Annotated in this window: 10 protein-coding genes; all 10 read right to left on the reverse strand. The window is 65.7% G+C overall.

Features of this window, described 5'->3' with window-relative positions:
* The coding region (locus tag HY726_06205; GenBank protein ID MBI4608577.1) for a multicopper oxidase domain-containing protein at nt 1–666 on the reverse strand (666 nt) is incomplete at its 3' end.
* Nucleotides 648–911, reverse strand: a complete 264-nt coding sequence (locus HY726_06210; protein MBI4608578.1) for a hypothetical protein — start codon at nt 909–911, stop codon at nt 648–650. The genes HY726_06205 and HY726_06210, both read right to left, overlap by 19 nt.
* Before the next feature lie 12 nt (nt 912–923).
* Nucleotides 924–1,409, reverse strand: a complete 486-nt coding sequence (locus tag HY726_06215) for a hypothetical protein (GenBank protein MBI4608579.1) — start codon at nt 1,407–1,409, stop codon at nt 924–926.
* 212 nt (nt 1,410–1,621) lie between these two features.
* Nucleotides 1,622–1,948, reverse strand: a complete 327-nt coding sequence (locus HY726_06220; GenBank protein ID MBI4608580.1) for a hypothetical protein — start codon at nt 1,946–1,948, stop codon at nt 1,622–1,624.
* A complete protein-coding gene (locus HY726_06225) occupies nt 1,949–2,170 on the reverse strand; it encodes a hypothetical protein (protein ID MBI4608581.1) in 222 nt (73 codons plus the stop codon).
* Between the two features lie 51 nt (nt 2,171–2,221).
* Complete coding sequence (locus HY726_06230) at nt 2,222–2,893, reverse strand: hypothetical protein (protein MBI4608582.1); 672 nt, start codon at nt 2,891–2,893, stop codon at nt 2,222–2,224.
* Between the two features lie 114 nt (nt 2,894–3,007).
* Nucleotides 3,008–3,568, reverse strand: a complete 561-nt coding sequence (locus HY726_06235; GenBank protein MBI4608583.1) for a TlpA family protein disulfide reductase — start codon at nt 3,566–3,568, stop codon at nt 3,008–3,010.
* Nucleotides 3,568–5,292, reverse strand: coding sequence for a redoxin domain-containing protein (locus HY726_06240; GenBank protein ID MBI4608584.1), 1,725 nt, complete (start codon nt 5,290–5,292; stop codon nt 3,568–3,570). The genes HY726_06235 and HY726_06240 overlap by 1 nt, the downstream gene beginning before the upstream one ends.
* A gap of 36 nt (nt 5,293–5,328) precedes the next feature.
* Nucleotides 5,329–5,889: a hypothetical protein gene (locus HY726_06245; protein ID MBI4608585.1), complete on the reverse strand. Its 561-nt coding sequence runs from the start codon at nt 5,887–5,889 to the stop codon at nt 5,329–5,331.
* Nucleotides 5,890–5,919: 30 nt separating this feature from the next.
* A partial coding sequence (locus HY726_06250; protein MBI4608586.1) for a sulfite exporter TauE/SafE family protein occupies nt 5,920–6,216 on the reverse strand: 297 nt, incomplete at its 5' end.

Below are 6,216 nucleotides of genomic sequence, written 5' to 3' on the forward strand. Positions count from 1 at the left end.
CATCATGCCTCCCATCATCCCGCCCATGCCGCCGCGCCCGCCCGCCGTCCCCTCCGTGCTCCTGGCCACAGCGGTTCCCGTCCCCGTCGCCCAGTCGTCGAGGACCAGGGTGTACTCGCGGTCGAAGGGGAAGGGGTTGCCACCCGACGGCTCGATGATCAGGGGCGCATAGAGGCCCAGATCGAGCTGCCGGTGTTCCTGGAAGTGGGTGTGATACCAGCGGGTGCCGGGTGGCGTAGCCTCAAACTCGTAAACGAACGTCTCTCCGGGTTGAACCGCCTTCTGCGTGATCCCCGGCACCCCATCCATCGGGTTTGGGACATCCACCCCGTGCCAGTGGATGGTCGTCGGCTCCGGCAGCGAGTTCTTTAGGACGATCCGCACGCGCTCGCCTTCCTTGAGACGCAGCTCCGGCCCTGGAATCTGGCCGTTGTAGGCCATGGCCTTGATGCGCTTGCCCTGGGTCAGCTCCCACGTGATCTCGCGCGCCTCCAGGGAGATCTCGCGCAGTCCGCCCGCGCCTTTGCGCTGTGCCGCGCCGCCCTGGCGCGGAAGCAAGGCCTCGCCCCCGACCGCGAGGGCCAGAGCCCCGAGCCCGACGCGGCCTGACGTCCCCAGGAACTCGCGGCGCGAAAACGATTGTTTGCTCACTTGCGCTGTTCCCATGTCGTCCCTCCATCAGTGCTCTTGAAGATGATCCCGTCAGCCGTGGCGGCATAGACCTCGGCGGGCCGCTTCGGGTTTATCGCAACCGCCGCCAGGTTCTTGAGTCCCTGCCCGAGAGGCTTCCAGCTCTCCCCCGCGTCCGTACTCTTGAAGAGCCCATCGCGCATGGCGACGTACATGACCTTGGGATTCCTCGGATCGACCGCGAAGCTGTTCGCTGTCCGATTGGCGGGCAGACCGCCCACCAGCTTCCACCCTCAGAAACAGTCCGGGTTGCGCTGGAGGCCTTCCGCCGTTCCTGCATAGAGATAGATCCCGCCCATACCGGTCGGGATGTTGACCGACGTCAGCACTTTCACCTCGCCGCCCGGACCGTCATCCACGCGGACCCACTTCGCGCCGCCGTTGCTGGTCCGATAGATCCCGTCGTCTTTCTCCCGGACCGCCGCGTGGAGCTTCTGCGGCGCATTGGGGTCGATGGCCAGGCCGTGGACGTCGAGGCCGCCCAGCCCCACGTTGACCTCGCGCCAGGTGATCCCGCCATCGGTGCTCTTGAAGACGCCGGCCTCGTGGGTGGCCACATAGAGCGTCCGGGAATCGCTCGGGTGCGTCGCGATGGCCATCACGTCCAGGTGCGCGTGCTTTGAAGAGAGCGCCGCCTTCTGCCAAGAGCGACCCCCGTCCTCGCTCCGGAAGAGACCGGTGTGGGCCCCGAGAAAAAGCGCCCGCCCCTCCGCATCCATCGCGAGCGCATGGACGTGCTCGAAGCCTCCACTCGTTTTCTCTGACTCTCCTTGAGCCGCGAAGGAAAGCAAAGGAACTGATGCCAGGAAAGTCAGTCCCGTAAGAAAGGCGGTCAGGGTTCGGAGAAATCTAACCATTCGTTTGTCCTCCTCGAGTCTTCCGCGGCTTGGCTGAATGACTCGTTCGCGCACATTCGTCACGATTCACACGGTCAATGGCCGTGGCTCCCTTTTCCAGACCCCGCCGTGTCCGACGTGGCCTGCAAGGGCGGGTGGTAGATCGAGGCCGCGGACCGGCTCGCGATCCGGATCAGAACCTGGTCGCTCATCCAGGTGTCCTGGGTCACGCCCCGAAACTCCTTGGTCGGTCCGACCAGGACGGCGATCTGGTAGCTCCGATCCCGCTCCCAGGCCGTGTTCCCGAGGCTCTCGTTCTTCAGCGGAAAGGCGAACTCGTACTCGCGGCCCTTGGCGATGGTCCGATCGCCGCTCGCGGTCAGGTTCGGCTGGGGATCCTGACCCAGGTCCCCGGCGGCCATTCAGGTGTGAACGCCCTGGAGCTTCCTCGGCCCCGGGCGCGTCTGGCCGGGCTGCTCAGTCACGAAGTAGTCCGAAACGCCGCTCACAGTCAGGAGCTTGGCGTCGTTGAAGTCCCCGGTCATCCCGTGATGTGGAAAGTCCTTGAAGAGCACGGCGACCCAGTTCTCGGTGTCGGTCCGCACGGCGAAGTAAATCGCGTCCCCGTGGATCTGGCTCCACACCTCGATGGTGTAGCGCTTCGGTTGGACGGCGACCGCCTGCCCGAGTCCCCCTCAGCCGTACTCCGTGAGCGCCGGTTGCGCGGTCCCCACGTGGATCCCCTCACGCCCGGCATCCTTCCACTCCTCAGGATCGATCCGGCCGTCAATGCTCGGCAGCCGTCCCTCCCTGGCGACGAAGGGGGTGTCGAACTGGACGTAAGGGAGACGCTTGGTCTTCAGCTCCGCGGGATAAGCGCCCGGCTCGAAGGCCATGTCCACGATCCCTGAGCCCAGGCCGCAGCCGAACCCGTAGACGTCTCCGGTGGTGGCCGAGACATGGACGTGGGCGTGCTCGGTGGCGAAGCTGAGGGGGCCAACATGCATGCTCGCCGCCAGGTTCGGAACATGAGCGTGGTACATGTACACGAGATCCCCGTGATCGTAGGTGAAGCCCTCGAACTCCAGATGGCTCCACCGCCCGTACCGCTTGTTCAGGTAGCGCGTGGCGACGGCTTCGGCCAGGGCGCTCGAGATCTTGATGTCCGCGGCCGCGACATAGACATTGCCGGCCTGGTCAACATGGAGGGTCACACCGCCCGGGCCCGCCTCGGTCCTTAGTCCGAAGGGCTTTGGATCCTCGGCGATAGTCGCGGTCACTCCGCCACAGGCCTCGGCAGAATCCGGCACGAACGTGGCCCCCACGAGGATGGCGATAGCAGGGATAAAAGCGAGCCCACGTTTCATCGCTCCCTCCTCCCAACGTCTCCACAGTCCAGAAGCGTTTCGGTCATGCGAAGCCGCCAACTTGGGCCAGAAGCTCCGGAGTCGGAGCGAGTTGGTGACGACCGACACAGAGTCTCACCGTCGGTCCCCCGGCTGGAGCAGCGCCTCGATGGCCTGCCAGGTCTCGGGCTTGCTCCAGTCCTTTGATCCCACGTCGCGCGTCCGGATCACACCTCTTTTGTCGATGAAGTAATGGGTCGGGATGCCCGTGACACGGTACTCGCCGGCCACGTTGAAGTCAGGATCCAAAAGGATGGGAAACGAAATGCCGTGCTTTCTCACGAACTCCTGCGCGTCCGCTTTATTCCTGTCGATGCTGACGGCCACGATCTCGAGGCCCCGGGCCTTGAAATTGCCGTAAAGTTTCTCCATCGTAGGCATCTCTTCCTGGCAGGAGGGGCACCAGGACGCCCAGAAGTTCAGGAAGACCACTTTCTTCCCACGGAAGTCCGAGAGCTTGACCTGGCTCCCGTTCAGGTCGGGGAGCGTGAAGTCAGGCGCAAGGAAACCCGGCTCGGGCCACTCGTCGGCGCCGCGGCGTTTTTGCGCAACGCCGTCGGCCGCGGCGAGCGCGACCGCAAGGACGACCGCTGCGCCCAAAGTTAGTCTCTTGAGCACGCTCGTATTCGAGCGCATCAGAGCGGCACCTGACGGGAGAAGATCGTGAACGCCGAGCGCCGGGTCTGGCGGAGGGCTTCCCGAAGCTGGGCCGTCCCCCGCTCGGCCTGGGGGATGGTCGCCTCGAAGAACTTCGTATAGAAGTGATCCGGCGCCACGACGACCCGCGCCCTCAGCCTGAGCCCGGGACGGTCAGCCTTCCACGTCTCCTTCATCGCAAAGCTCGCCTTGGGAGCCAGGCGCGTGTCGTAGAGCTCTCGGGAGAGATCGAGCGGCGCGTCACGCCCGATCACGGCCTCGCGCAAGCTGCCTTTGACCTGGCGCCCACGCGCGTCCACGAGATCCATCCGGAGAAAGACCTTCGGGGTGAGATAGGTGGGGAAGTAGTGGCCGACCCCGCTGTTCGTGATCGCGAGCGTCGCCTGAAGCCGGCCGCCTTCCCGGGTCGTCTTGAGATCAATGGTCACCCCTTGCTTCACCATCTCCGGGTCATGGATCCCCCGCCAGAGGTGGCGGCGGTCCGGCATGTGGCAGTCCTGGCACTGGACTCCCTGGCGGGCGTACGGGCTGGCCTTCCACTCCGCGTAGGTGTTCTCCAGGAGCTTGCCGTTCAGGGCGAAGCCATCCTCGGGGAACTGGTGGCAGCCCTGGCAGAACTCGGAACGGAGAAAGGCTGCAGTCCGGGTCGCCCCGTTGTGAGGAAGCTGCTGGCGCGGGACACTCGACTCGAGGCTTCCGTCGCGTTTGGGCGGGCCGAAGCGCTCCCACCCCCGGACGTGACAGGCGCCGCACGCGAGGCCTTTCGCTTGAAGCTTCGCATCGAAGGCCGGATCCGGGACCGAGCCCTCCCCTGCTGACCGGGGAAGCTGTGGGATCTGCTCAGCAAGCGGGGCGTGGCACCGCTGGCAGTCACGCGCTGACTCGGGGTCAGCGCGCCACATGTCCACGAGCTGCCCCATGACGCCGGGCCCCATCGCCCTGGCGTGGAGGCTCGTCTGCCAGTCCGCGTACTGGGCGGGGTGGCAGATCCCGCAGCTCTGGGGGTCCAGTGAGGCCTCGATCGGCGTGAACTTCCCCGGCGGCTTCCCCTGTGCCGGGATCGGGAACTTCCAGTGCCGCTCGAGGAACTCCCGGTCGCGCTTGTCGGCTTGGGAGGGCGTGGCTTGAGGCTCGGTCGTTGCGAGGGTGGCGGCCAGCACAGGATCCAGTAGAGAGGCAATGAGCTGTCGGGCTGGAACGCTTGCCCAGTCCTTGGGCCCTATGACGCGCCCGAGAAGCTCTCCCTGTTTCCCGACGAGATAGGTCGTGGGGATGAAGCGCACCTTGTAGTGATCGCTGACCTTGCCGTCCCGATCCAGCAGTGCCGGGAACGTCAGGCCGAACTCCCTCATGAAGGCTCCTACGGCCTCTCGCGTCTCTTGAAGGTCCACCGCGAGAATCACCAGGCCCTTATCCTTGAACTCCTGGTGGAGGCGCTCCATGGAGGGCATCTCCTCCCGGCAGGCCGGACACCAGGTGGCCCAGAAGTTCAGGAAGACCACATTGCCGCGGAGATCCCTGAGCCGGACGAGCTTCCCGTCCGGCGTCGGCAGCGCAAAATCCGCGACTTGCGCAGGGGATTTGGATCGCTCGATGTTCAACGCCTTGAAGAAGTGCTTCCCCGCGCCGACGGAGCCGCTGGTCCCCAGCAGGACTCCGAGCACCAGCGCGATGCCGTACGCCGGACGCCCTTGTCGGCACACTCCAGGCCCCTTCTCTGTGCGACGCCACGCCTCGATTCACCGACCACTGGCTCCGCTTCGTTTGTCCTGCCCCTTGTCCTCTGCGTTCCCCTTGTCCTCCGCGTTCTGCCGGTGCTCCGTCTTCATCATCGCGCGCATCGCGAAGTACATCCCGATGGGGCAGGCGAGCAGGGCCAGGGTCGGGAGGAGGGCGCCGGCGGCGCCGAGCACGGCACCGCCACCCCCGGCCAGGACGACCAGCGCCAGAAGGGGCAACCCGCAGCAGGCTCCCAGCTTGAGATACCGCTTCCAGTCCTGCTGCTTGGACGCCCCTGCCGCCGGTCTCTCAGCTCGCTCGACCTCTGTTGTCGAGGGCGGAACCGAAAGCGCTGCGGCTGCAGCCTGGACCCGGGCCGCCCGCACCTCCTTGACGAACTCCTCGGCGTGCCCGTCTGAACAGAACAACTCGCCGGAGCGCTCCACCGCCAGGCCGTGGACGTTGGCGTCCGCTCCGCAGACGGCACAGTAGCGCTCGCTCGGTTTTTTGACCCCCGCCCCCTTCCCGTCCTGAGGTGTCGTCACCTTTCCCGAAAGCTTTTCCCGCACAGGCTCGGTCATGTCCGTCCCTCCCACTTTTGGCTCGATCCGTTACAGCGCCCAGTATGTCAGCGTGTCGTTGATCCCGGCCAGAATGAAGATGACTCCAGCGACTCGTCTCACGACGGAGTGACTCCGGGAGAACCGCTGGGCGTAGGCCCCGGCCTGGCTGCCTCCTGCCGCCAGGAAGCCCGCATAGGCCAGGAGCGGGAGCGCCGTGCCGACGGCGAAGAGCCCCGGGACCAGGAGCCCGGCGTTGGAGCGCAGCCCCACGGGAATCGTGAGGCCGAAGAAGAGCAGGAAAAGAGTCGGGCAGAACGCGAACGAAAAGACCACTCCCATCAGGAA

The organism is Candidatus Rokuibacteriota bacterium (assembly GCA_016209385.1).
Classification (GTDB): Bacteria; Methylomirabilota; Methylomirabilia; order Rokubacteriales; family CSP1-6; genus JACQWB01.

Bases quoted from the DNA above. Each gene is read 5' to 3' on its own strand.
- HY726_06230 (MBI4608582.1), bottom strand. From the start codon at position 2,893: ATGAAACGTGGGCTCGCTTTTATCCCTGCTATCGCCATCCTCGTGGGG.
- HY726_06220 (MBI4608580.1), bottom strand. From the start codon at position 1,948: ATGGCCGCCGGGGACCTGGGTCAGGATCCCCAGCCGAACCTGACCGCG.
- HY726_06245 (MBI4608585.1), bottom strand. From the start codon at position 5,889: ATGACCGAGCCTGTGCGGGAAAAGCTTTCGGGAAAGGTGACGACACCT.
- HY726_06215 (MBI4608579.1), bottom strand. From the start codon at position 1,409: ATGGATGCGGAGGGGCGGGCGCTTTTTCTCGGGGCCCACACCGGTCTC.
- HY726_06235 (MBI4608583.1), bottom strand. From the start codon at position 3,568: ATGCGCTCGAATACGAGCGTGCTCAAGAGACTAACTTTGGGCGCAGCG.